The organism is bacterium, from assembly GCA_020444065.1.
Taxonomy (GTDB): Bacteria; Sumerlaeota; Sumerlaeia; order SLMS01; family JAHLLQ01; genus JAHLLQ01.
The window spans coordinates 693886-719616 of the sequence record JAHLLQ010000001.1 but is presented as its reverse complement, the minus strand read 5'-3'; the positions used below and the strand labels follow the sequence as shown (position 1 = coordinate 719616).

The following is a 25731-nucleotide window of genomic DNA, read 5'->3' as shown; positions in this document are numbered from 1 at the left end:
GACTTGCGCTTGCATTCGCCGCCTACTTGGTAATATACGCACTGAAGCATAGGTGGCTCTGCCCGCGCTGGGTTCCCGGATAACGATGGCAACAATCGACCCCTCGATTAGAGAAAACTATTCCTTTGGTCTCCTCCAAGCCTATTGGAGCGCGCAGCCTCGTGCCGTGCGCATCTTCGATGTGCGCCTGAACGTCATCTGGGACAACACGCCCGACCGCCGGGAAGCCTATCCGGCCTATCGAGATGAGAACAGGAAGATTCTGGATATGCCACCGGACGGAGCCGAGCGGGTCGTTTGGCCGGTCGGCCAGGTCTTGCGTGGCCACTCTCGGGCACAGCGATTCTACCGCGCCCCACACGAGTTCGATGGCGCGAATTTCTTCCATGTTCGCGCGTGGCCGATGCGCGACCCCCAGGACAACAGCCTGCTGATCGTCGAAGAGATGGAGCCTGTCCCTACGGACGAGGGATGCCAGGGTGCAGTGAAGATGCTCGATCGAGAGGTCGAGAACCTGGTCGGCAAGGTCATCCAGTATCTCGAGACAGGTCCGAACGGAAACATCCTTCGGCTTCGACTGACGAACGATAACCTTAAGCCATGTCAGGACGTGAAGGACTGCACCCGGCCCGAATGTCCGGCCTTCAACGGCGAGAGCCTGCGGTGTTGGGAATTGCCCAATACCCTCTGCCCCGATCATGCGGACGAGAAGGATCCGATTTCGAAGTTCCGCTACTGCAGCAAGTGTGAAGTCTTCCTGCTTGCCTGCCCGGACCCGCTGACGCGAGTGGCCGAGAACTTCAACCGTTTGATTTCTTTGCTGCAACTCAAGTACCAGGAGAACCTGGAGGCGCAGCGCCAAGTCCAGCAAGCTGACAAGCTTGCCGTGCTCGGCGAGTTGCTCGCCAGTGTCGCGCACGAGATCAAGAACCCGCTGGGGATCATCACGGGCCGGCTGGAACTGATAAATATGGAGATCGGCAGTCTCTCCGAAGAGGAGCTGACCGAAGATTTCGAGGTCGTCCACACGCAGGCCAGTCGGCTGCGGCATATCATCGACCACCTGCTTAATATGGCGCGTCCCCAGCCGCTGAATCGTACCGAGGTGCGGATCCCCGATATCATCCGAGAAACGCTTGGGATGGTCCGTAAAGCATTGAAAAGAGAAGAGATAGAGACCGAAGTTCGGATTCTGCAGGATCTTCCTACCGTTCAGGGCGATTCGATCCAGTTGCAGCAGGTCCTGCTGAATCTGGTGCTCAACGCGCGTGACGCCATGGAGCAGGGCGGCACCCTGACGATCACGGCGTATGAACAGAATGACGGCGTCCTGCTCAGCGTTTCCGACACCGGGTGCGGCATGTCGGATGAAGACGTCAGCCGCATCTTCTCGCCGTTTTTCTCCACGAAATTCCACAAGGGCGGAACCGGACTGGGCCTGGCGGTCTGCCAGCGCCTTGTGCGAGCGCACGACGGACGGATCGAGGTCCGAAGCAAGCCGGGCAAGGGGAGTGAAGTCTCCGTATGGCTGCCGGTGAGGAAGACCAGGAAATGAACAAGAACGGCAATCGAACCAACGGAAAGAACGCGGCCGGCGCGACTCACATCCTCGTGGTCGATGACGAAGTCGAGATGCTTAACAACTACCGGCGCCTGTTGAGCCGCGCTGGTCACGAGTGCGTCACGACCGACGATCCGACCCGCATCGAATCGATTCTGACGGACTTCCGGCCCGATCTGGTTATCACCGACCTGATGATGCCGAACGGGTCGGGGATGGAAGTGCTCGAATCCGTCCATCGGTTCGACAAGGACATCCCGGTCATTCTCGTGACGGCGTTTGGATCGATCGAGAGCGCCGTCGAGGCCATGAAACACCACGCGGCCGATTACCTGACCAAGCCGTTCTCGATGAACGAGTTGATGACGAAGATCCAGGAGGCGCTGTCCCGCCGCCTGTTCAGCCAGGAAGAAGCGGCGACGCCCGTTCCCGAGGATGAGGAATCGAAGGGATGGCGCCAAGGGATCATCGGCATCAGTCCGGCCATGGAGCGCGTTCTGGAACTCGTTCGCAAGGTCTCGCGGACCGACGTCAACGTGCTGGTGACCGGCGAAAGCGGCACTGGCAAGGAAGTCATCGCTCGTGCCATTCACCGCCTCAGCGCGCGCCGGAACGAGATCTTCGTCCCCGTCGATTGCGCCAGCCTCCCCGAAAATCTACTGGAAAGCGAGCTGTTCGGCTACACGAAGGGCGCCTTCACAGGGGCCATTTCGGAGAAGAAAGGCCTCTTTGAGTTTGCCCACAAGGGCACGCTCTTCCTCGACGAGATCGGCGAAATGCCCATTTCGCTGCAATCCAAGCTGCTTCGCGTCCTCCAGGAACGCCGGTTCCGGCGCATCGGCGGGCGAGAGGAAATCGATGTCAACGTTCGCGTGATCGCAGCCACAAATCGCGATCTTGTCGAGGCCGTGAGCGAGAAGACCTTCCGCGGCGATCTCTACTATCGATTGAACGTCGTGACACTGCATCTGCCTCCGCTGCGCGACCGCATCGAGGACGTCCCGCTGCTGGCCAACCACTTCCTGCGCCAGTTCACCCGCGACAATCATCTGCCATCGATCAATATCTCCGTCGAATCGCTCGAGAAACTGCGAGCCTATCGCTGGCCGGGCAATGTGCGCGAGCTTCAGAACGTCGTCGAGCATGCGGCCACACTGACCGGCGCGGCGGAGATTCAACCCGGCGATCTCCCCCTCGAAGTCCGCGATATTCAGGGCATCCCGGGGGCACAGCCTCAGGATCCCGGCAGCGATTCGATGTTCGACATCAAGGATCGCATGGTTGGCAGCTTCGAGCGCGAGTACCTGATCTCGCTGCTGGTCGACAATAACTTCAACATCTCGCGGGCGGCCGAGGCTGCCGGCTGTCACCGTCGCACACTCTATCGCATGATTCATCGCCACAATATCGACCTGGAAGTCATTCAGGAGCAGCGCAAAGCAGCCCGGACGGGCACAGAGACAGGGGAGTAGGCGGTATTCGCGGGACGGGGCTGTCACACTTTTTGGCACGAAACCCTTTTATCTCGCGTTGCGCCTCTTTCTATTCCGCAACGGCCATAATAGAAATCTCCAAATAAACGACTTAGAGTAATAGCCTTACCCCTCTCTACTGGAGGGGTTTCTTTTTGCTATATTCTTGATACGGAAAATAATGTCCGTTCGTACGGATGTTGAAGTTTGCAAGACGACTCCATTTAGTGGGAGGGCGCGCTGGTGAAAAGCCGCAAGAATTTGCTCCAAGCACTAGTAACCGCGGGAGCCGCCGGGCTGTTGAGCAGCCTGCTGGTTTCCGCAGCCCCCGCGCAACCGTTGGCAGACATTGAACTGCTGGCGGTTTCGCCGCGTGACATCGCTGCCGCACCCGATGACGAGTTCACGGAGGTCTACTCAGGCCTGCCGATCGTCGGTATCGGGCAGCTAGTCTACCTGGAGGCCGATCCGGCTTCCGGGGCAACAATCTCCGGCTATGAGTGGGCCCTGACGCCCTCCATGGTCGGCTCGTCCGCTGCCCTGAGCAGCAATACGGGCGATATGGTGACCTTCCGTCCCGACATGCGAGGGGACTTCACGGTGACCCTGACCCCGTTGGACGGGAGCGCAAACCCGACCGAATCGGTCAATGTGCTCATTCGGGCGGGCGAGTGGATGGGCGCAGGTGTTTTTAACACTTGGGAACCCCCGGCACCTTATCCCCCCAATTGCGGCACCAGTTGCTGTCACGATGACAACGCCAACGATCGGCTGAACAAGCTGGGCGATTGGATCACATCGGGACACGCCGTCAAGTTCCAGCGGGACCTGAACGGCGAGACAACCAACCATTATTCGGAATCGTGCCTCGAGTGTCACACCGTCGGCTTCAATCTGAACCCGGCGGCCGTGAACAACGGCTTCGACGACATCGCGGACATGCTCAGCTATCCGCTGTCGAACATTCCGGACCTGGTCAACGATGCCTACAACAACAACGATCCCCACTGGGCCGACCTTCCCGCCGAACTTCAGGGCCATGGCTCGATTCAGTGCGAGAACTGCCACGGTCCGGGTTCTCAGCACCTCGGCAACATCCGTGAAGATGACTCGGGCATCGCCGGCGTGGACTTCGGTCTCGGCCAGTGCGCACAGTGCCACGATTCCGCTTCCGGCCACCAGCAGGGCTTCTATCAGTGGGGCACTTCGGCTCACATGATTTCTGCCGAAGCCGCGGGCGGACACGCCGGCGAGACCGGCAGTTGCACGGCCTGTCACACAGCCGAAGGCTTCAAGAACATCCAGGTCGACGGCGATGCGCCGGTCGATCTGCACGGTGCTCTTGGCGTGACCTGTACCGGCTGCCACGATCCCCATAACTCGGACAACCCGCATCAGCTTCGCCTGGCCGGCGACTTCGATCTGCCCTCCGGCGATACGTTCGAAGATCCGGGCCTGGGCGGCCTTTGCGGCCGTTGCCACAACTCGCGCGTCGAAGACGTGGACGCGACGGCGCTCGGCAGCTTCCGTGGTGCCCACCACGGCCCGCAGGCTGACATGCTGCTCGGCAAGAACGCCGCGGACTTCGGGCTGGACTTCGTTGGAAACTCGGCCCACACGACGATCGTCGAAGACACCTGCGTTGCCTGCCACATGGCGGACGGCGTGGGCAGCGGCCTGACACCGCCGCTTGTGGGTGAGCACACCTACTCGATGCGTGACACCAATGGCACAGCCGACGAAGGCGACGACACGCTCAACGTCGTGAACGCCTGCGGCGAGTGCCACTCCGAACTCGCGACCACCTATGACCGTGAAGCTCGTGGCGATTACGATGGCGACGGCACGGTCGAAGGCATTCAGTCCGAAGTCGAAGGCCTGCTCGAGATCATCGCCGACGGTCTGTTGAACGACCCGACCCATGGTTCGAAGTTCTCCCTGGGCAGCGACGGCACCATTGGCATCAGCCAAGGCGACTTCGCCACGCTTCCCGACGGTCTCAAGTACGCTCGCTACAACTACAACTACGTCGTCGACGACGGCAGCCGTGGTATTCACAACACGTCTTACGCTGTCCAGTCACTGCAGCGTGCCTACTTCGGCATCTTCAACCGCCCGATCACTGACGACTATCCCGAGATGGACCTTCGCGGCCCGGTGCAGCCCACGACGCTGCCTCCGACCCCGACTCCGACTCCGAGCCCGACTCCGACTGCGACCCCAACTCCGGCGCCCGAATCGCTGGCCCACATCGTTATCGAAGGTGTGTCCCCGCGTGACCTCGCTCTGGATCAGAGCGGCAACTACACCGAAGCCTCTTCTGGCCTCGATACAGTTGGTATCGGCAACCTGATCTACATGCACGCCGTGGAGGCTGGTGGCACCGTCCACCGCGCCATCACCGGCTACACGTGGAGCATCGCTGAAGCGCCCGCTGACTCGGTTGCCACACTGACCGAGATCGACAACACCTTCGTGACGTTCCGTCCAGACAAGAAGGGCACTTACAAGATCCACCTCGAGATCCACACGGACGTCCGCGAGGGCCTGTCCGAGACGCTCTATGAGCAGGTCATCTACGCCGCCAACTGGCAGGGCGCAGGCGTCTTCGAAGACGACGGCGCTCACCTGCCCGAGTGCGCCACTGGCTTCTGCCACGGCGACAGCGCTGGCCAGGATCGCCTGAAGGTTGCGAGCGACTGGGTGCAGTCTAACCACGCACAGAAGCTACAGAAGCACCTCAATGGCGAATACGGCTCGCACTACGACGTGTCCTGCCTCGAGTGCCACAGTGTCGGCTTCGACCAGAATCCGCTGGCTGACAACAATGGCTTCGACGACATCGCCGAAGACATCAAGTTCGACCTCAATCAGATCCCGCAGATGGTTCATGATGCCGTCACATCGGGCATCCCGCAGTTTGACAATCTGCCCGAAGAACTCAAGAGCCACGCCTCGATCCAGTGCGAAAACTGCCACGGTCCCGGCGAGATTCACCCCTACGTGCTCCGTGCTGGAAACGAAAAGGGTGTTGATGGCGTGAACCTGAACGTCGAGCAGTGCGCGCGCTGCCACGACTCGAACAATGGCTACCAGCAGCTCGTCTGGCAGTGGGAGAACAGCGGTCACAGTGCGGCTACCCCGGGCCATGCGTCCACCGGTAGCGGCTGTATCAAGTGCCACTCTGGCGACGGCTTCGTCGACGTCCAGGTCAAGGGACTTCCCGCCAACCCGATCGATAATCCGATCGGCCAGACCTGCTCGACCTGCCACGATCCGCACTTCAGCGACATTCCGCATCAGCTGCGTCTCGAAGGCGACCTGGAACTCCCGAACGGGACCGACACCTACGGCGTCGGCCTGGGCGGTCTGTGCATGCGCTGCCACAACTCGCGTCGCGGCGATGCCGATGACGTTTATCCGACAGAGTCTCACGGCCCGCACCGCGGACCGCAGGGCGAAGTCCTCATTGGAACGTCCGCAGTCTCCTTCGGCCTTGATTGGGCTCCCAGCTCACCGCACTACGTGGCCGTTGAAGACACCTGCGTTGCCTGCCACATGGCCCCGCCGTCTGAGTCAGGCCCGGGCGTCACCACACCGCCGCTTGTTGGCTCTCACACCTTCAGTCTTCGTGACACGATGGGTACCGAGGACCTCAGCGACGACGTTACCAACCACGAGAACGCCTGTAAGCGTTGCCACCTGGACATCCAGTCTCTCGACTATCCGTCCCACGGCGACTACGACGGCAACGGTCTCGTGGAGGGAACACAGACCGAAGTTCGTGGCCTGATGCTGATCCTTCGCGACGAGTTCATCGCGGACGTGCCAGGCACGACCTACGATGAGGAGTACGGACCGCTTCACGCGCCGGACTTCAACGCTCTGACCGATACACAGAAGGCAGTTCTGTGGAACTATAACCTGGCCGCCCAGGACGGAAGCTTCGGCGTCCATAACACCTCCTTCACCGTCCAGTCCCTGCAGCGGGCTTACTATCCGCTCACTGGAAACGTCATCACCAACGACTTCCCGAGCATGGACCTTCGCGGTCCGGTTCAGGACGGCTTCGGTGGTGTGATCACGGAGACGTGGTTGGTGCGCTAAGCACCAGGAACGGTAAACGGAGGATAGCAAACCCTCCACGATAGCAACAACGTGCACGCGGAGGTTGCGCAAGATGATGATCGGTGGGGACGGTGGAACGGTCTGGATTGTCAGCCAGGATAACGACCTGGTTCAGATGATCGAGCCGCTCCTCCGTCCCCTCGCCGATTCTGTGACCGAGGTAAATCCCGAGCAGCTCATGACTGAGCGGTTCTGGTCTCCTCGGCCGGAAGTCCCGGGCCTTGTAGTTCTCGATGTTGGGAGCGATCTGGACGGTGGCCTTCGGGCGATTCGGCGAATTCGAAAGGCACGCTTCCGCATGCCAATCGTGGTCTTCACCTGCGACTTCTCTCGCGAGTTCGGTGTCAAGATTGTCTCAGAGGGTGTCCGGTACTACTTCGCAAGGGATTTCTGCCAGAGCGAGTTTTGCGAAGTGGCAGAGAGCTTGCTCAAGAATCGTCAGAGTTCAGTCTGATTCGGGCATGTCCCGATATACGAAATGGATAGAAATTCCTACTATAAAGCAAGGAGTGAGGTGGACCCCATGATTCAATCTTCACGCAATGTTATCCGCAGACTTCTGGGCATTCGCCCCTGGTTAGGTGCAGCGGCCATTGGCGCCGTCGCCGGCTTCCTGGCGATGACAACGACAACAAATGCAACGATTCAGGGGTCGGCTCACGACTTCTCGACGCTCGACGCAACCGGCCAGATCTGCATCTTCTGCCACACCACGCACGGTGCCGATACCACCGTCACCGATGCTCCACTGTGGAACCACGCACTGACCAACAAGACCTATCAACTCTACAACAGCCCGACCATGGATGCCACCACTTCGCAGCCCAACGGCCAGTCTCGACTGTGCCTCAGCTGTCACGATGGTACTGTGGCCGTGGACAGCTACGGCGGCGACACCGGCATCATCACGATCGGCCTTCCATCGGCCATCGGCGCAGATGAATTGACCAACGATCACCCGATCGCATTCACCTACGACGACCCCCTGGCGACCCAGGACGGCGAGTTGTTTATGCCAAGTTCCAGCGCATCCGGCCTCGGCAGCACGATCGCCGACGACTTGTTGTTCAACGACCAGTTGGAATGCAGCTCCTGCCACGACGTGCACAACGGCCCTGCCGCTGCCGCCGTCAATGACAGCCTGCTGGTAATCACCCGGACAAACAGCCAACTGTGCCTGACCTGTCACAATAAGTAAGATTGACCGTCCGCCTGGCGAAGCAGGTGGAGACAGGGGAGCGTCGAAAGACGTGCTGTTTCGCCAGAAAACGGGGGCAAACCCGGGAGTTTACTGGCTCCGGGTTTGCCCCCGATTCTTTTTGCCCCCGTCGGGCATGATCCTTTCAATACGAGGACCGAATGCTCTCGGGGGGCACACTTGGCGATGAGATACTTTCACCACAGTTCTTTCAAAGATTTCACCCGAGGACGAGCCCGCGCCGCGCTTTGCTTGCTGGCTGCGCTTTCCTCGCTGATTTTGAGCGGCTGTGCCCCGACTAAGAACGAATCGGAACAGATCCTCGTTCTCTTTCCGCCGCCCCCGGAAATCGCCCGCGTGCAATACCTCGGGCAGATTTCCTCCCAACTCGACATTCCGAAGCAGCGCGGCGGTTTCGCCAGCTTCATCCTCGGCGATGAGCCGGCCAACTTCCCGCTCGTCAAGCCGTACACAACTCTCTTGGTCGATACGCGGCTCTACATCTGCGACACGGTCCTCAATACCATCACGGTGTATGATTTGAAGACCGGCGAGGCTCGGCTCTTCGGCGGTGACCAGGGCGTTGGCAAGATCAGCCAGCCCAACAACATCACCATTGACCGCCAGGGGCGCTTCTACATCGCGGACAAAGTCCGCGGCGCCGTGCTCGTCTACGATGCGGACGAGAACTTCCTGGCCGCCTTCGGTCGGCCCGGCGAGGTCAAGCCCGTCGATGTTGCCGTCGGGGACGGTGTTCTCTTCGTCTGCGATTTCCCCGAGAACGAAATCGAGGTCTGGGACCAGGAGAACGGGTCTCTGATCCGCACCATCGGTGAACTCGGCGACCAGCCGGGTCAGTTCTTCATGCCGACTCAGGTCGAAACTGACGAGTACGGCAACCTGTGCGTTGTGGATACCGGCAACTTCCGCGTTCAGAAGCTCTCTCCGACGGGCGAGCCGCTGCTGGTCTTCGGCGGCCACGGTCAGGAACTTGGCCGCTTCGCATGGCCCAAGGGCATGGCCCTGGATAATCACGGGAGAATCTACGTGGCGGACTCACGGTTTGCGAACGTGCAGATCTTCGACCCGCTCGGTCGCCTGTTGCTGTTCTTCGGCGGCCCGGGGCCGAATCGCGGGAATATTGAGCTCCCCGCCGGTGTCAGCGTCGGGCCCTGGCCCAAGGATATTCCGTGGCTGAACGAGCGCCTGGAAGAGGGATTCGATCCCGAGTCGCTCGTAATCGTCGTGAATCAGTCCGGACAGGCGCTGATCAACTTCTTCGCGGTCGCTCGCGACACCAAGGAGGGGATGTGACTCGGCTGCCTCACACGCGGTCTGCCTGGTTGGCGGGTCTTGTGATGTCGCTTTCGGTGTTGTTGGTGGCTTGTGCGCCTACAACGCGATATCGCGTGTTGAGCTTTTTCTTTGACGGGGTTCCCGTGCCCGAAGGTGTCGAGAATGGACGGCCGGGAGATATGGAGTACGCCTCGACATCGCTGACGCCATTCGAGGTTTCGATGCGTGCGATGCGCGAGCAACGGGGCCCGATCGAATCGCCGCAGCCGGTCTTTCTCTCGATCCATCAGCCCGTAGCGGAGAATAAGTGCATTCAGTGCCACGACCCGCGCCAGAGTTTTGAGGAAATGCCGCGCGACGCATCGTTGTGCGATCGATGCCACGAGGATCAGCGCCGCGAGGAGGGATGGGATCACGGACCGATCAATATCGGAACCTGCGTTCCCTGTCACAATCCGCACCAGTCACAGTACGAGCATCTGCTGCAGGAGCCGATCCCCGATCTGTGCCTGTATTGTCACCGAGCCGATTTGGCCGATGATGAAGAATACCACGACGTGCCCAATTTGGACGATTGCACGGCATGTCACGACCCCCACCGGATGTACTAGGCGGAAAACACAGTGAACGAAATGACAAGACACACCTCACACTTCTTGACCCAAAATCGGACAAACATCCTCCGGCTTGTAGCCGTTGTTCTCTTGCTCGCGCTCAGCCATCCCGGCTGGGCCGCGGGATTCGAGGACAAGGAGTGCATGAAGTGCCACGGGCAGAGTTGGATCGCCCAGACAAGCCCGAGTGGCCTGGCCGGCATGGTTCGCATCCGCGAGGGTGAAACCCGCGTGATGCGCCCCGAGGATGAGATCGCGGCGCTCTACATCTCCGACGAATCGCTGAAGCACTCGGCGCACGCCGGGCTGAACTGCACCGACTGCCACTCCGGCATCGAGTCGCTTCCCCACAGCCAGCGCCTTGCCGCGCTGAACTGCTCCGACTGTCACGTCGAGACGCAGGATGCCGTGGCCGCCGGTCCGCACGGAAGCAAGGTAGACGACGGGCTTCGCCGACCGAACTGCAACGACTGCCACGGTGATCCGCACGAGATTACCCTGTTCTCCGATCCTCGAACGTACACCGAGGCTTTGCAATCGGTCGAAAACTGCATGACCTGCCACGATGAAGAGGCCATACACCCGTTCAATCCGGGCGAGTCTTATCGTGACAACGCCCACGGCGAGGCGCTCTACCTCAAGGGCCTCCCACTGACAGCGACCTGCGTCGACTGCCATGGTCACCATGAGATGCTGCCAGCGGAGGATCCCGAGAGCCCGCTGAATGCGTTCAATGTTCCCGATACGTGCGGCAAGTGCCACGAGGGTGTTGAGGACGTCTACTACACCAGCGTCCACGGCCAGCATCTGGCGGACGGCGATGAAGAAGCCGCCACCTGCACGAAGTGTCACCACAGCCACGGGATCAAGCCGATCGGCGAGCCGTTCCTGATGGATGTGGCGCAGGAGTGTTCGCACTGCCACATCGATCTCGGCCGCACGTACATGCTGAGCTATCACGGCAAGGCCGTTGAGCTTGGCTACGGCAACGCGGCGGTCTGTTCGAGTTGCCACGGCGCTCACGACATTCTTCCGCCGGACGATCCCCGCTCTCATGTTGCTGCGGAGAACCTCCAGGAAACGTGCAGTAAGTGCCACGACAACGTGAACGCGAACTTCGTCAAGTACATCGCGCACGTCGACTTCACCGATCGCGAGAAGAACCCGATTGTGTTCTGGACGTTCGTCGTGATGACGACGTTGCTTCTCGGAACGCTCTCGGTCTTCATCCCCCACACGTTCTTGTGGTTCCAGCGCACACTGGTCGGTCGCCTGAAGAACCCGCGCGGTCCGCATGGCCAGTCGAACGGCGAACGCATGATCGAGCGCTTCAGTTGGATTCACCGCTTCACGCACGCGTTGATCATCATCAGCTTCATGGGCCTGGTGGCGACCGGCTTCCCGCTCAAGTACAGCTACACCGAGTGGGCGCATCAGTTCGCCAACCTGTTCGGCGGCATCCCCGTGATGGGAATGATCCACCGCGTTCTGGCGGTCATCACGTTCATGTACGCCGGCACGCACGCGGCTTTCCTGGTCTACTTCTTCTGGAAGAAGTGTCCGCGTCCAATCTGGCGCTATATCATCGGGCCGGATTCAATGCTCTTCTCCTTGCGCGACCTCAAGGACTTCATCGCGATGGTTCGTTGGTTCTTCTGGCTTGGGCCGCGCCCGAAATTCGATCGTTGGACCTACTTCGAGAAGTTCGACTACTTCGGTGAAATCTGGGGCGTGTTCGTGATTGGCGGCACCGGACTGATGCTCTGGTTCCCGATGCTGTTTACGCGTTGGCTGCCCGGCTGGGTACTGAATTGCGCGATGGTGGTCCACAGCATCGAAGCTCTGCTCGCCGCATCGGTTATCTTCCTCGTGCACTTCTTCAATACGCACCTTCGGCCAGAGAAGTTCCCTGTCGATATGGTGATGTTCACCGGCCAGATGTCAGAAGAAGAAATGAAGGAAGAGCGCGGTCAGGAGTACGACCGGCTTGTCAAAGAAGGTATACTCGAGTCTCGCATCGTCGAGCCGATGGCGCTGAAATGGCGCATTCTCGGTGCGATCCTCGGCATCATCGCATTCGTCAGTGGTATTGTTTTGATCTATCTCGCAATTCGCACCGAGTTTACACAGTTCTTCGGATGATCCTACTCAGGGGAGAAACACCAATGACAACCTCTGCTGCACACCACACTCTTCGATTCCCGGTCATGGCGCTTGTTGCGCTACTTCTGGCGGTCGGCGCATTTGCTGCCGATGCGCCGAAGATGCTCCCCGCGGACAAGAGCTGCTCGGCGTCGGAATGCCACCAGGACTTGACGGCATTTGAGTTCAATCACGGTCCCGTGAACATGAACCAGTGCGAGCCTTGCCACATTCCGATCAATGGCGAGCACCGCTTCGAGGCCGCCGGCGAAGGCCGCGACCTTTGCCTGGTCTGTCACGATGCGGAAGCTGCCATGCCGGTGCAGCACGCACCATTCGAGACGGACTGCGCGGTTTGTCACGATCCTCACGGCTCGGATAATCGTTACTTCGTTCGCGGCGGCGCCGGTGCCGAAGGTTGCATGCGCTGCCACACGGACGTTCGTGAAGGTCTCTCGCACCTGCACGGCCCGGTGGCGCTCGGCGAATGCCTCGCCTGTCACACGCCGCACCAGTCGGAATACGAAGGACTCCTGGTCGAGCAGCGCACGGCTCTCTGCACCGGCTGTCACGTCGACATGGAGCAGCGCATTGAAGGCGCCGTGTCCGTTCACCCGCCCGTCGAAGAGCAGTGCGCCGGCTGTCACCTTCCTCACGGCGGCGACCGCGAGTACTTCCTCGTCGATGAAGGCCGCGCGCTCTGCAACGAATGCCACGGCGATTTCCTGAAAGAGACCGAGACCTTCAAGTTCACGCACCAGGCGATGGTCGAAGGCGAAGCCTGCCAGAATTGCCATGACTCCCACGCGTCGAACCAGGAGCGACTGCTCGCTGCGAAGTCCGAGGATCTTTGCCTGAACTGCCACAACGAGCCCATCGATGGCCCGCACGGCATGATCGATAACATCGCCGAGCAGGTTGAGAACTTCGAATACCTGCACGGCCCCGTTCGCCAGGGCAATTGCTCCGCCTGTCACGATGCGCACGGTTCCGATAATTCGTTCATTCTCGACAAGGCCTTCCCGGAGGACTTCTACGATTCCTACTCGGAAGACAAGTACCAGCTCTGCTTCGATTGTCACGATCAGCGACTGGTGCTGGACGAGATGTCCGAAGAAACCGGGTTCCGGAACGGCAAGGTCAACCTGCACTACCTGCACGTGAATCGCGAAAAGGGCCGCACGTGCCGCGCTTGCCATCACGAGCACGGCAGCAATCAGCCGAAACACATTCGTTCCGTCGTTCCGTTCGGTCGCTGGGAAATGCAGTTGGAATACACGATGACCGATACGGGCGGCGGCTGTGCCACGGGCTGCCACGTGCCGTATAGTTACGATCGAGAAGACGCGGTCGATAATGCTGAATCAAGCGCTCCCTGAAGAGGCCAACCATGGACTTCAGCAGCAAGAGCAGACTACCGATTCTGATCCTGGCAATTGTGCTGCTGGGAATCGGATCGGCATCGGCAGGCACGGAGACACTGGCTCTCATCAAGGTCGGTATGAAGGCGCCTCCTCTGCTCGTTGAAGGAACTGACGGCGAGGTCGATCTCTGCGATCAGGCGACTACCAGCCCCCTGCTGTTGCTGTTCCTGAAGCCGGAAGACCGCTACGCCGCCCAGACCGTTCAGGCCATCGAGGACCTCTTCACACGGTTTCCGATGGTGAGAGAAGGATATCGGCGGGCAGTGATCTATTCGCGCTTCACGCGCGAGAACAAGAGCGAGATTCCCGAGACTATGGGTCCCGACTGGCCAGTCTATCGTGACATCGATGATAAGGCCTATCACGACTACAACATCATCGCGACGCCTTCGATCGTGATCGTCGACGAGACGCAGCACATCGCCGCCGTCCAACCGGGCTACGATCACTCTATGCCCGAGTGGCTGCTGACGTCGTTGGCCGGCGTCCTGGATGTGCAACTTCCCGAAGCCGTCACCAAGAAGCCCGAGCGGCCGAACATGGCGCTGCAGATGGGACGCCGAATGGCGGAGCGCGGTTTGTGGCAGCGCGCCGCGAAGTACTACGCGAAGGCGGCCGAGGAGCAGGCGCTGTCAACTGAAGCACAGATTGAACTCGCTGGGATTCACCTGGAACTGGGAGAGAAAGCGGAAGCGCTGGCGATCATTGACGCCCTTCCGGAAGAAGCGAAGGGAAGCGATGAGGTCGCCGCATTGCGCCAACGCGCAACGAAGCAGGAGCCGCGGCAAGAGGAACTCGGGGCGCCACCGAAAGTCAATCGGTAGCTCCAAAGCAGTAGGCGGCGGGGGAGAACTTGCCTCGCCACAAGAACCGGGAAGGCATTCGCCAATTGGTCGCTGCGACTCGACATAAGAGACTGCTCGTTCTGTGTGGGATCTTCCTGGCATTGGGACTCGTCTCGACCGCATATGCCCAGCGCGTTCGCCGGGAGTATCCCGTCGCGCCGATCCGCGTTCTTGAGCACGGCGGCGAGGTTGGCGTCGAGTACAACTACTGGGGCGAGAATCAGCGCCGCGACAATGGTAGCCCTTCACGATTCCGCAACCACACTTTCCAAGAGTACTTCCTCTATCGCGCCAAGGGCTACATCTACCACCCCCGCTTCCTTGACTATCGTGCAAAAGTGAAAATGGGGTTCGCGCAACAGCGCATTCGCCGCTCTTCCGGTGGCGATACGGACCGTTTCAGCGACGACAGCTTCCTGAGCGAATACGATCTGTTCGTGACGTTGCTGAAAGAGCACCCTGTGTCCTTCACGCTGTTTGCAACGCGAAAGGAAAGCCCAATCTTTGGTCTTTTCACCGATCGCTACATGGTCCAATCGGAGACATACGGCGGTGGCATTCATTGGGCGAACGACTACGTCCCGATGAACCTGAACTATACGCGCAGCAAGTTCAAGGAATGGGGCGTCGACAGTCGCAGCGAGACGACCATGGATACCGTCGAATACAATGCCAGCAATCGTGTCGGCGACTGGATGCGAAGCGAGTTGCGCTATCGCTATCAGGACTACACGCAAGACTTCCGCGCGAGCAATGGCATCACCAACATCGACCGCGAGACGGACTTCAAGTCTCACGATGTCAGCTTCACAAACACGATTTTCTTGAACGAATCGAAGCGCAGCAACCTGACCAGTATCGGCCGCTACTTCCATCAGCGCGGTTCCCAGGATTTGGACACCTACTCCTGGCAGGAGCGCCTGCAACTGCAGCACACGGATAATCTGCGCTCATACTACCTTGCCAGCTTCCACAGAAACGAGTTCGCCAACAACAAGGTCGATACGTACCGAGCCGAAGCGGGAATCGATCATCAGCTTTACCGCAGTCTGGAGTCGCACCTGGATGTGCACTGGCGTCGGACGGACTTCGATCCGATCGTCGAGGACGTCTACGGTGTAACCGGACGTCTGGATTATCGCAAGCAGACCGGCTGGGGCTTCCTGTCTGCCGGCTACGCGCATACACTTGATCGAGTCGAGCGCACTGGACAAACTGGAACGCGCTTCATCATCGACGAGCCGATGAATATCTTTCTCGGCGTCACGACCTATCTGTCGAATCCGGATGTGATTCCTACTTCCATCGTCGTGACGAACCCCGCCGGGACGACCACCTTCACAGAGGGATTCGACTACGTCGTCATCAAGACCGGCAATAGAACAGGTCTGCGAGTACTTGCCGGCGGTCTGATCGCAGACGGCGATCCGGTTCTGGTCGATTACTCGTTCACGTTTGACAGCGACTTCGATTATCTCACCAGCGACCAGAACTTCCACATTCGCCACGACTTCCAGAAGATCATCAAGGGCCTCGCCGTCTACTATCATTGGCGCGACGTGACAAACTACAACGTCCCGAGCGATCGTAACTTGAACCTGCTCGAGTACACGGATCAGATGGCCGGATTCGAGTATCGTTGGAGGGACCTGACCTGGACCGAAGAGTACCAGAAGTACAGATCCACCTACACGGATTACGATCAATTCCGTAGCCGCCTGGAGGGCAGTCATCGCTTACGCCCCGACCTTCGATTCACCTGGAATGCCGGGCTGACGTTGACGGATTACGATGACAACATTCCGAATTCAGGCGGCAACAGGGATCGGTTCTACTACGGCGGCCTTGGCCTGGATGGCCGCATCAAGTCTAACGGCTACTGGAGTCTCGAAGGTCGCGCGCAGCACGAATCTGGACGCACCGACCGAACGATCTATGGAGCGGTTGCAAGACTTGGTTGGCACTGGCGCAAGGTCCGTCTCGAAGCCGGCGCGCGTTACGAAGAGTACGATATCTACGACAGCAATCGCGATCGCACTCACGTCTACGTTCAGATCGCGCGCATTTTCTGAGGTCTGCGATGAGAACGCCCACACACATCGCTCGACGCATCGCGGCAGTCGGCTTACTGGCCGGCGCTATGATGATGTGCGCGTGCGCATCGGCACCCTGGGAGGGCTTTCCTCCGGCGGGCGCATCGGAACTCGTCTATCCGCCCGCGCCATTGCCCCCGCGCGTTGAATACGTGCAGTCCATTCGCTCGCACGAAGACCTCTACCAAACGCCCACAGGTTTCGCCGGCATCAAGACCTTCCTTGCCGGGGCGAAGGACTCGCAGATTGCACGACCGTACGCCATCGCAATGCATCCCGATGGCGGCCTGCTCGTGACTGATCCCGCGCGGCAAGGCGTGCATTACTTCGAATGGGCGAAGTCAGACTATCGGTTCATCGGCGACGACTTGGAAGGTGGGCTGCCGTCTCCCGTAGGCGTTGCGGCGTTGCCCAACGGGGACATCCTCGTCAGCGACTCACGCCTCGAGGCGATTGAACGGTTTGCTCCGGACGGCGAATGGAAGGGTGTGTTCGCCGATGGCTTTGGGCGACCGGCCGGGCTTGCCATCGATGCACAGCGCGGACGCGTCTATGTCGTCGACGTTACTAATCACCAGGTCGACGTCCTGGACCTGCAAGGGAATACCCTGCAGACCTGGGGCGAACGCGGCGGGGCTCCGGAACAATTTAACTACCCGACGCACATCGCCGTCGCGCCGAATGGGAATGTAGCGGTGACGGACTCGATGAACTTCCGCGTGCAACTCTTCACTCCTGGCGGCGACTACCTCGAATCGTTCGGCGAGATCGGAAATTCGCAGGGCCAGTTCTCAAAGCCCAAAGGCGTAGCAGTCGACGGCAGCGGGAACGTAATCGTCGTTGAAGGCCTTTACGATGCGCTGCAGTTCTTCAGTCCCAACGGAGACCTGCTTTTGAGCATCGGCGGCCCAGGGCCGGAACCGGGAGAGTTCTGGTTGCCCGCGGGTTTGGCATTTGACGCGAGCGATGGACTCCTCTTCGTGGCCGACAGCTACAACAATCGTGTGCAGGTATTTCGACTTCTCGAAACGGGTTCGCCGGCCTTCTCCGGCGAGGAAGCGACGCAACAATGAGACGGTTTCTAGCGATCACAGCCCTGAGTCTGCTGGCCGGCGCGGCGCTTGCCCAGTCGCACAGCATCATCGGCACGAAGCACAATCTCTCCGTCTCCGGCCCCGGACCCGTGCGCGCCGTCTCGGAGGATCGCGTCTGCGTATTCTGTCACACGCCGCACGGCGCACGTGACGTCGCTCCGCTTTGGAATCGGCTTGATTCGAACGCTTCCTACATCCCCTACGACAGCCCGACACTGAACGCGCAGCCGGGACAACCGACTGGGTCTTCCAAGCTCTGCCTGAGCTGCCACGACGGGACGATCGCACTCGGCGACCTGGTTTCGGAGGACATGCCGATCACGATGTCCGGCACGACGAACATGCCCGCCGGTGGGGGATTGATCGGTACGGATCTTCGCGACGATCATCCGATTTCCTTCGATTACATGGATTCGTGGGGACAATCAGGCGGAGAGTTGACCGCGCCCGGCTCTTGGGATCCGCACGTCGAACTGGACGACCAGGGGATGCTGCAGTGCACCACTTGCCACGATCCGCACCATGACGATTGGGGCGATTTCCTGGTGCTCGATAATGCCCAGTCGCTGCTTTGCCGCCAGTGCCATCAGCCGTTCGGTTTCGACCAGACGCCTCATGCGATGTCGCCGCGCACGTGGAACGGCAGTGGCGACGATCCGTGGCCGCACACGGAATACGGCGATGTGGCAACGAACGCATGCTTGAACTGTCACCAATCCCATCACGCCGGTGGGCAGGAAGAACTGGTGACCAGCGATGAGGAAGAGCAGGTCTGCTTCGTCTGCCACAATGGCAGCGTTGCGACCGGCGATCTTGAGTCTGTCTTCAACAAGACCTACAGCCATCCTGTGACGATGACGAAGGGCGTTCACGAAGCGGGCGAGGACCCGCTCAACATGTCGAGCCACGTCGAGTGCGTCGATTGCCACAATCCTCACCGGGCCCGCAATGGAGCGGCACAGGCTCCGTTCGTCTCCGGTGTGCTCGAAGGCGTCAGCGGTATCGACGCCGGCGGCCAGGCCGTTGATGAAGCGGCCTACGAATACGAGATTTGTTTCAAGTGCCACACGGGCACAGTGACGCCGCCGCTCGGAACGATCACACGCAAGATTCCGTCGACTGACCTTTCGCGCGAATTCTCAACGGCCAGCCCCTCCTTCCATCCCGTGGAGACGACAGGGAAGAACGCCTTCGTGCCAAGCCTGATCTCGCCGATGACGCCTGCATCGATGATCTACTGCAGCGATTGCCACGGCAACGACACGCCGGGTTCCGGCCCCGGTTCGCTTCGCGGTCCGCACGGGTCGAGCTACGAATTTATGCTCGTGCGCGAGTATCAGACCGGCACCGAGGCCACTTACAATCCGCAATCCTACGCGCTCTGCTATCAGTGCCACGACGAATCGAGCATCCTGAATAACGAGAGCTTCTCCCTGCATTACAAGCACATCGTCGAGCAGCGCACGCCCTGCTCCGTTTGCCACGATCCACATGGTATCGACTACGGCGAAGGCAACGCTACGAACAACGCTGCGCTGATCAACTTCGACGTCGACGCCGTGGACCAGGAGCCCTCGACGCTGCTGCTGGAGTATCAGTCGAGCGGCCCCGGCGCCGGAACGTGCACGCTGCGATGCCACCAGAAGGATCACGTCGGATTGACGTATCCCTAGCGATTGACATGCGCGCGCCCGCTGCGTGTTCATCACCGTATGAGTACGCCGCCCGACAGCCTCGGCCTCTACATTCACGTGCCCTTCTGCAAGCACGCCTGCCCGTACTGCGACTTCTACAAGTTGGAGCTGCGTGACAGGCCCGCGCGTGCTCGGCTCGATTTTCCGGAGTGCGTTGAGCGCGAACACGCCCTCCTTCTTGAGGTCCATCCTGAATTGCTGGACCACCCGCTGGAGTCGATCTACTTCGGCGGCGGTACTCCGAGCGTTCTGGTTCCAGCGGCCGTTGGGGAGTTAGTGCGGCGGCTGCGCTCCCGGCATCCCGACTCGGATCCGGAAGTTACGCTCGAGGCCAATCCGGAGAACCTGACCGCCGGGCGCGCACAGAAGTGGTTCGGTGCCGGAATCAACCGTCTTTCGATTGGTGTGCAGTCCTTCGCCGAGGAAGACTTGAAACGCCTTGAACGCCTGCACGAGCGCGACACGATTTACGAGGCCGTTCGCCATTCGCGCGATGCCGGATTCCGGAATCTCTCGCTCGATCTCATGTTCGCACTGCCGGGACAATCGTTGGCGAACTGGATGGAGAATCTGAGACTGGCAGTTGAACTGGAGCCAGAGCACATCTCCTTCTACGGTCTGACGATTCACGAACGAACGCCCTTCTTCGACGATGCAGAGCGGGGTTCATTGATTCTTCCGACCGATGACGAACTGGCCGAGATGTACTTGCAAGGCGCGGCGTATCTCTGTGCGCACGGCTTCGAGCACTACGAGATCAGCAACTTTGCCCGTCCCGACTTCCGCAGTCGCCACAACCAGCGCTACTGGTCGGCTCGCGATGTGGTCGGCATGGGGCCGGGAGCGCACAGCTCGATGGGCGCGCTCCGATGGGACAATCCGGACGATCTCGATGGATGGGCGGCTGCCGTGGACGAAGGGCGCCTTCCGCGGAGCGAGGCGGAAGAACTGGCCCCCGATATCCAACTCGAGGAGGAACTCTTCCGCCGCCTGCGCCGGGCGGAGGGATTTGCCCTCAACGGGGCGCGAGGCAGTGCCGACGAGATTTTTCAGGATTGGCTGGAAACAAGTTCCGGTCGCGGCGCCGCCGAGGAGGGCTGGGTGGCGCGGGATGACGAACGCGTGTGGCTGACGCGCGAGGGATGGCTTGTCTCCGATGCGCTGTTGCTGCGCGTGATCGAGTTTGCCCGCAGCCGGTGAGCTCATCTCAGGCGCGAATCTTTCTAAGCATCTTCCGAAGATGAGAGGAAGAGTACCCGACTATGAAGATTTTGACCCGCCCGAACGACAAAGCCGTGTTCCTGATCGCTGCATTCGGCGTGCTGATGGCCGGTATGGCGCTATTCCTCGTGCCCCCCAAGGCTGTCAGCGCCGGGGGAGAGGATGAGCCCGCCACAACTATCACGGAGGCTACCACTCGTCCGACGAGCCGGCCGACCAGTGGTCCAACCAGCGGACCCACGAGCCGCACATCTTCGGATCAGCCCGTGCGGCGGAAGGCGCATCAGTCACCTGGATTGCTGGCACCGGCGGGCTTCCCGACTCGAACCTACGCCGACCTGTTGAGCAAATACCTCGCTGATGGTCGTGTCGACTACGCCGGATTGAAGGACGATCCGGTCGAATTGAAGGCCCTGATTCGCGCGATCGAGACCACCGATCCGGCCGCGTTAGACAAGCTCGACGATGCCGCGAAGATGGCCTGGTACGCCAATGCGTACAACATCCTGACGATCGATCTGATCGTTCGACACTATCCCATCGACAGCATCATGGACATCGAAAAGGCCTGGGACACGTCGATGATCGTGGCCGGCCAACCGATGACACTGAACGAAATCGAGCACGACGTGCTGCGTTTGCGGGATGAGCCCGAGGCAAAACGGCGCGCCTTCGTCGATCCGCGGATCCACTTTGCGCTGAATTGCGCCAGCGTCGGGTGCCCGGATCTTGCGCCGGCGCCTTTCGAGGCCGGCAAACTCGAAACGCAACTCGATAAGGCAACACGCCGCTTCGTACAGACGCCGTCGAAGTTCCGCTTTGAAGATGGCACTCTGTATCTCAGCCAGTTGCTCGACTGGTACGGCGAAGACTTCCAACTGCTTTACACGGACGCGACGAAAGAGCAGGCTCTCGGCAGGTTCTTCGCCGACTACGTCGCTGACGACGCGACAGCCGAAGCTCTTCGCAACGGTGACTTCACGATCCAGTGGCTGGACTACGATTGGGCCCTGAACGCAGCGCAGTAAACGAAACGGGCCCGCGGACATCTCAGCCGCGGGCCCATCTTCTTCGGAACCACTTCGACCTCAGCGCGTCAGAACCTTCTCGATCCGTTCCAGTGCCCAGTCGATCGTCTCGCGGTCGATCACCAGCGGGGGAGCAAAGCGGATTGTTTGCGCGTGCGTTTCCTTCGCCAGAATGCCGAGTTCCATCAGCGCCTCGCAGAAGGGTCGTGCCGTGCCGGACTCGCGCTTGATTTCTACGCCAATCATCAGGCCCTTGCCGCGCACTTCTCTGACGTGCGGCGAATCGATCGCCAGCAGGCGTTCCTGGAAGTAGTTCCCGAGGAGGAGTGACTGCCCCGGCAGGTCTTCCTCGATCACAACGCGCAACGATGCCAGGCCCACCGCCGAGCCGAGCGGATTTCCGCCGAACGTCGAGCCGTGATCGCCCGGATTGAACACACCGAGGTACTCGTTCGAACCGAGTACTGCGCTGACCGGGTAGACGCCGCCGCCGAGGGCTTTGCCGATGACGACAAGGTCCGCCTTTACGTTCTCGTGGTCACAGCAGAACATCGCTCCCGTGCGACCAAAACCGGTCTGGATTTCATCTGCAACGAACAAGACGTTGTTCTCGCGACAGGCATCGTAGCACGCCCGCAGGTAACCGCGCGGAGGAATCACCACGCCGCCCTCGCCTTGGATCGGCTCCACGAGAAACGCGACCGTGTTCGGTGTAATTGCAGCCGCCAAAGCTTCTGCATCGCCGTAGGGAACGACGTTGAAACCCGGAGTGAACGGACCGAATCCGTCGCGGTATTGGTGCTCGGTTGAGAACCCAACAATCGTTGTCGTGCGGCCGTGGAAGTTGTTTGCCGCCACGATGATCTCGGCTTGGCCCTCGGGCACTCCCTTGATTTTGTAGCCCCACTTCCGGGCAGTCTTGATTGCGGTCTCCACGGCCTCCGCGCCGGTATTCATCGGCAGCGCTTTTTCGTAGCCGGTGGCGTTACAAAGCTCCTCGATGAACTCGCCCATCTGATCGTTGTGGAACGCGCGCGAAGTCAGCGTGATCTGCTCGGCCTGGGCCAGCAGCGCAGCAATGATCTGCGGGTGGCGATGTCCCTGGTTCACGGCGGAGTAAGCCGCCAGGCAATCCAGGTACTTCTTTCCCTCAATATCCCAAACCCACACTCCTTCGCCGCGGGTCAACACGACCGGCAGAGGATGGTAATTGTGTGCGCTGAATTTCTCCGCTTTCGCGATAATGTCCGACGAACAGGCATGAGCGAGCATTGTGTGCCACCCCAAAATGAAATTGCGGCCCCCCGGGATCGCCGGATGGGACCGCTGGGTTTATGACACAACTTCAATCTGCTCGGCAACCCAATTTGGACGGAAAAAAACGCGATTTCAGCTCATCTTGTCGGCGTAGTTTCGCTCGTAGTAATCCCGATAGGCGCCTGTAACGCAGGCCTCCAACCATTCGGAGTGATCCAGGTACCAGCGAATCGTCGAACGCAGTCCTTCTTCGAACGTGAAGCGCGGCTCCCAATTCAATTCCCGGGCGATTTTCGAAGCATCGATTGCGTACCGGCGATCGTGCCCGGGGCGATCCTTGACAAACGTGATCAGGCGCCGGCGAGCACCTTCCGCGTCCAAGCCGAGGGCCTCATCGACCAGGTCGCAGATCTTCTCGACGACATCCAGATTCTTCCACTCGTTGTTGCCTCCAACGTTGTATGTCTCGCCGGCAACGCCCTGGCGGAAAACCAGGTCCAGCGCTTCGACATGGTCCTGGACGTAGAGCCAATCTCGCACGTTCGCACCATCGCCATAGACAGGCAGCGGCTCGCCGCCGCGCGCGTTCAAGATAATCAGCGGGATCAGCTTTTCCGGGAACTGGTATGGGCCGTAGTTGTTCGAGCAATTCGTCGTAACGACGTTCATTCCGTACGTGTGGTGGTAGGCTCGCACGAGCATGTCGCTGCCGGCCTTGCTGGCGCTGTAGGGCGAGTTTGGTGCGTAGGCGGTTGTTTCCGTGAACGCGCCCGTCTCGCCGAGAGAACCGTACACCTCGTCGGTCGAGACGTGATGGAAGCGTCCTTTGCGCCCACCAGACCACGCAGCGCGAGCCGCTTCCAGCAACTCGAACGTGCCCGTGACGTTTGTGCGAATGAACTCCTTCGGCCCCAGGATCGAACGATCCACGTGGGACTCCGCCGCCAGGTGAATGATTCCGTCGAGTTGTTCTTCTTCGAACAACGCCGCCAGCAGTTTTCCGTCGCAGATATCGCCGGCGACGAAGCGGTAATTCGGAGCGTTTTCGATATCCGCCAGCGACGTCAGGTTGCCCGCATAAGTCAGCGCATCCAGATTCACGATCCGGTTGTTGGGATAGGTCTGTACCAGGTGTCGGACGAGATTGGAACCGATGAATCCGGCGCCACCCGTGACGAGGATATTCATGTCGGATGACTACTCCTCACTCAGATCTTGATGGTGCCGTCCTTCATCAGGACCACCAGCACCGCATGAATCGATGCGGGAAGCCAAAAGAGCAAGCACAGGATGATATTCAGCCAGAAGTGAAGACCGAACCCCTTGGTCAGAGCGACGGCAACGGGCGGAATGACGATAGCGACGATGATCATCAGGATCTTGTTCATGGAGGAGCCTCCAGGGGAATGTTCGGCCACCTTCTGCCTCGTCAAACTGCTGAAGGGCAAGCCATTCCCTCTGCCAAACCTCTGCACCCCCAGAACAACCAGTCGTGCCCGCTCGGTGTAATCTAGTTTCTTGACCACTGGAGCATGAGTACGATGGGGCTCCTACCCGACCAACGGTACAGTCAGCCCCGAAAGACCTTCTGCCAAACCTGCAGCATTGCGAATGGGTCTTGTCAAATGGAAGGGAACGGGTACATACTTCCATCGATATCGCCCCATGGAGGGCTTTGAAAATGCGTAAGTTTGCACTCTTGTTCACAATCCTGGTTGGTCTCGCGTTTGTTGCCCCGCCGGTTTCGGCGGGGGATTGGGGAATCTCCGTCAGTTCTCCCGGTATCGGCGCCTACTACAGCAGCCGCGATCGCGACCACCATCGCCCGCACTCGTCACATTGGAATCGTTCCCCGCGGCATCACTGGAGGCCCGTGTACTACCGCCCGACGGTCCGCCACTACTACCCACGCTATCGCTCGTGCTATCCGTCCTACAGCCGTGTCCGGATCGGTCTGGGTTACTGGGGCAGCCACGGTAGCATCGGGATCTCTACGACGTTCCCCCACGACTACTTCTGGTACAATCGTTCGCGCGTAACTCCGACCTATTACGCCGAAGATTACCCGTTGCAGACCCGGCAGATCGACGAGGGCGATTACTACGATTCGCAGTACCGCGCCCCCCGCGGCCGCACGGTTTATGAGCACCAATCGAATCAAGATGATCGGACCATCCAGCAGCGCGCCGTCTACAAGGGCGACAAGCTGTTGCGCTCCGAGACCTACGTGGATGATCGCCGGCCATCAGGCGACGAGCTTCAGCCCGGGACCAATTACACGCGCGACGGACGGTTGCGTTACCGGCCCGAGCAGCCGCAGCAACAGGAAGAGAAGGAGCAGGAGAAGGCGGCCGAGACGGAGGCCCAGCAGACCTCGACGGTCTCGCCCCGCGCCACCATCCCGACTCGCACCGTCGCCGTGCCTTCGTACTTCAGGAATCGCATGGTGAACGTCCAGGTTCCGCAGGGACAGCAGGAAAGCAAGTCCACGAGCCGGATTCAGGCGGTTCGGTTTGGCCAGAACCCCCGCGAAGAGATGAACTCGCCGCAGATGCGAGTGATCCCGGCGATCCAACCCGCCGGCGTGGGCAGTCGCTCCGTCCGGACGATCGAGTTCTGACCATGTTGCAGTACTGATTTGTGCGCCGGTGGTTGATCTGGCCG

General features: G+C 60.0%; 19 protein-coding genes. 16 read left to right on the top strand and 3 right to left on the bottom strand.

Translation table 11 applies throughout. From position 1 onward, the window contains the following. Positions 1-85: 85 nt before the first annotated feature. The 15 genes from KQI84_02645 (at position 86) to KQI84_02575 (ending at position 21810) form a co-directional block, all read left to right on the top strand. Positions 86-1555: a hypothetical protein gene (locus KQI84_02645; protein MCB2153760.1), complete on the top strand. Its 1470-nt coding sequence runs from the start codon at positions 86-88 to the stop codon at positions 1553-1555. After that, positions 1525-3033: a sigma-54 dependent transcriptional regulator gene (locus tag KQI84_02640; protein MCB2153759.1), complete on the top strand. Its 1509-nt coding sequence runs from the start codon at positions 1525-1527 to the stop codon at positions 3031-3033. Before KQI84_02645 ends, KQI84_02640 begins: the two co-directional genes overlap by 31 nt. A 243-nt stretch (positions 3034-3276) precedes the next feature. Beyond that, positions 3277-7140: a hypothetical protein gene (locus KQI84_02635; GenBank protein ID MCB2153758.1), complete on the top strand. Its 3864-nt coding sequence runs from the start codon at positions 3277-3279 to the stop codon at positions 7138-7140. A 73-nt stretch (positions 7141-7213) separates the two neighbouring features. Further along, positions 7214-7615 (top strand): hypothetical protein, encoded by a 402-nt coding sequence (locus KQI84_02630; protein ID MCB2153757.1) that lies wholly within the window; start codon positions 7214-7216, stop codon positions 7613-7615. A gap of 165 nt (positions 7616-7780) precedes the next feature. Further along, positions 7781-8359, top strand: coding sequence for a cytochrome c3 family protein (locus KQI84_02625; protein MCB2153756.1), 579 nt, complete (start codon positions 7781-7783; stop codon positions 8357-8359). Between the two features lie 186 nt (positions 8360-8545). Beyond that, positions 8546-9673, top strand: coding sequence for a hypothetical protein (locus tag KQI84_02620; GenBank protein MCB2153755.1), 1128 nt, complete (start codon positions 8546-8548; stop codon positions 9671-9673). Beyond that, on the top strand, positions 9670-10266 hold the full coding sequence (locus KQI84_02615; protein MCB2153754.1) for a cytochrome c3 family protein: 597 nt from the start codon (positions 9670-9672) through the stop codon (positions 10264-10266). The genes KQI84_02620 and KQI84_02615 overlap by 4 nt, the downstream gene beginning before the upstream one ends. A gap of 21 nt (positions 10267-10287) precedes the next feature. After that, positions 10288-12411, top strand: a complete 2124-nt coding sequence (locus tag KQI84_02610) for a hypothetical protein (protein MCB2153753.1) — start codon at positions 10288-10290, stop codon at positions 12409-12411. Positions 12412-12434: 23 nt separating this feature from the next. Further along, entirely contained in the window at positions 12435-13790 is a 1356-nt protein-coding gene (locus KQI84_02605; protein ID MCB2153752.1) for a cytochrome C, read from the top strand. Positions 13791-13801: 11 nt separating this feature from the next. Continuing rightward, positions 13802-14659, top strand: coding sequence for a tetratricopeptide repeat protein (locus KQI84_02600; protein ID MCB2153751.1), 858 nt, complete (start codon positions 13802-13804; stop codon positions 14657-14659). Positions 14660-14688: 29 nt separating this feature from the next. After that, positions 14689-16752: a hypothetical protein gene (locus KQI84_02595; protein ID MCB2153750.1), complete on the top strand. Its 2064-nt coding sequence runs from the start codon at positions 14689-14691 to the stop codon at positions 16750-16752. A gap of 8 nt (positions 16753-16760) precedes the next feature. Beyond that, positions 16761-17846, top strand: a complete 1086-nt coding sequence (locus KQI84_02590) for a hypothetical protein (GenBank protein MCB2153749.1) — start codon at positions 16761-16763, stop codon at positions 17844-17846. After that, the gene (locus KQI84_02585; protein ID MCB2153748.1) at positions 17843-19540 is read left to right on the top strand and encodes a hypothetical protein; all 1698 of its coding nucleotides are present in this window, start codon (positions 17843-17845) and stop codon (positions 19538-19540) included. Before KQI84_02590 ends, KQI84_02585 begins: the two co-directional genes overlap by 4 nt. A 39-nt stretch (positions 19541-19579) precedes the next feature. Then, complete coding sequence (hemW, locus tag KQI84_02580; GenBank protein ID MCB2153747.1) at positions 19580-20761, top strand: radical SAM family heme chaperone HemW; 1182 nt, start codon at positions 19580-19582, stop codon at positions 20759-20761. Positions 20762-20823: 62 nt separating this feature from the next. Then, complete coding sequence (locus KQI84_02575) at positions 20824-21810, top strand: DUF547 domain-containing protein (GenBank protein MCB2153746.1); 987 nt, start codon at positions 20824-20826, stop codon at positions 21808-21810. Between the two features lie 60 nt (positions 21811-21870). Here the strand turns inward: KQI84_02575 and rocD are convergent, their stop codons facing one another. From rocD to KQI84_02560, 3 genes are all read right to left on the bottom strand, one after another. After that, entirely contained in the window at positions 21871-23082 is a 1212-nt protein-coding gene (rocD, locus tag KQI84_02570) for an ornithine--oxo-acid transaminase (protein ID MCB2153745.1), read from the bottom strand. 117 nt (positions 23083-23199) lie between these two features. Continuing rightward, positions 23200-24255 (bottom strand): dTDP-glucose 4,6-dehydratase, encoded by a 1056-nt coding sequence (gene rfbB, locus KQI84_02565; GenBank protein ID MCB2153744.1) that lies wholly within the window; start codon positions 24253-24255, stop codon positions 23200-23202. A gap of 20 nt (positions 24256-24275) precedes the next feature. After that, the gene (locus KQI84_02560; GenBank protein MCB2153743.1) at positions 24276-24455 is read right to left on the bottom strand and encodes a YqaE/Pmp3 family membrane protein; all 180 of its coding nucleotides are present in this window, start codon (positions 24453-24455) and stop codon (positions 24276-24278) included. Positions 24456-24748: 293 nt separating this feature from the next. Here KQI84_02560 and KQI84_02555 point away from each other — a divergent pair, with 293 nt between their 5' ends. Beyond that, positions 24749-25687: a hypothetical protein gene (locus KQI84_02555; protein ID MCB2153742.1), complete on the top strand. Its 939-nt coding sequence runs from the start codon at positions 24749-24751 to the stop codon at positions 25685-25687. Positions 25688-25731 lie beyond the last annotated feature (44 nt).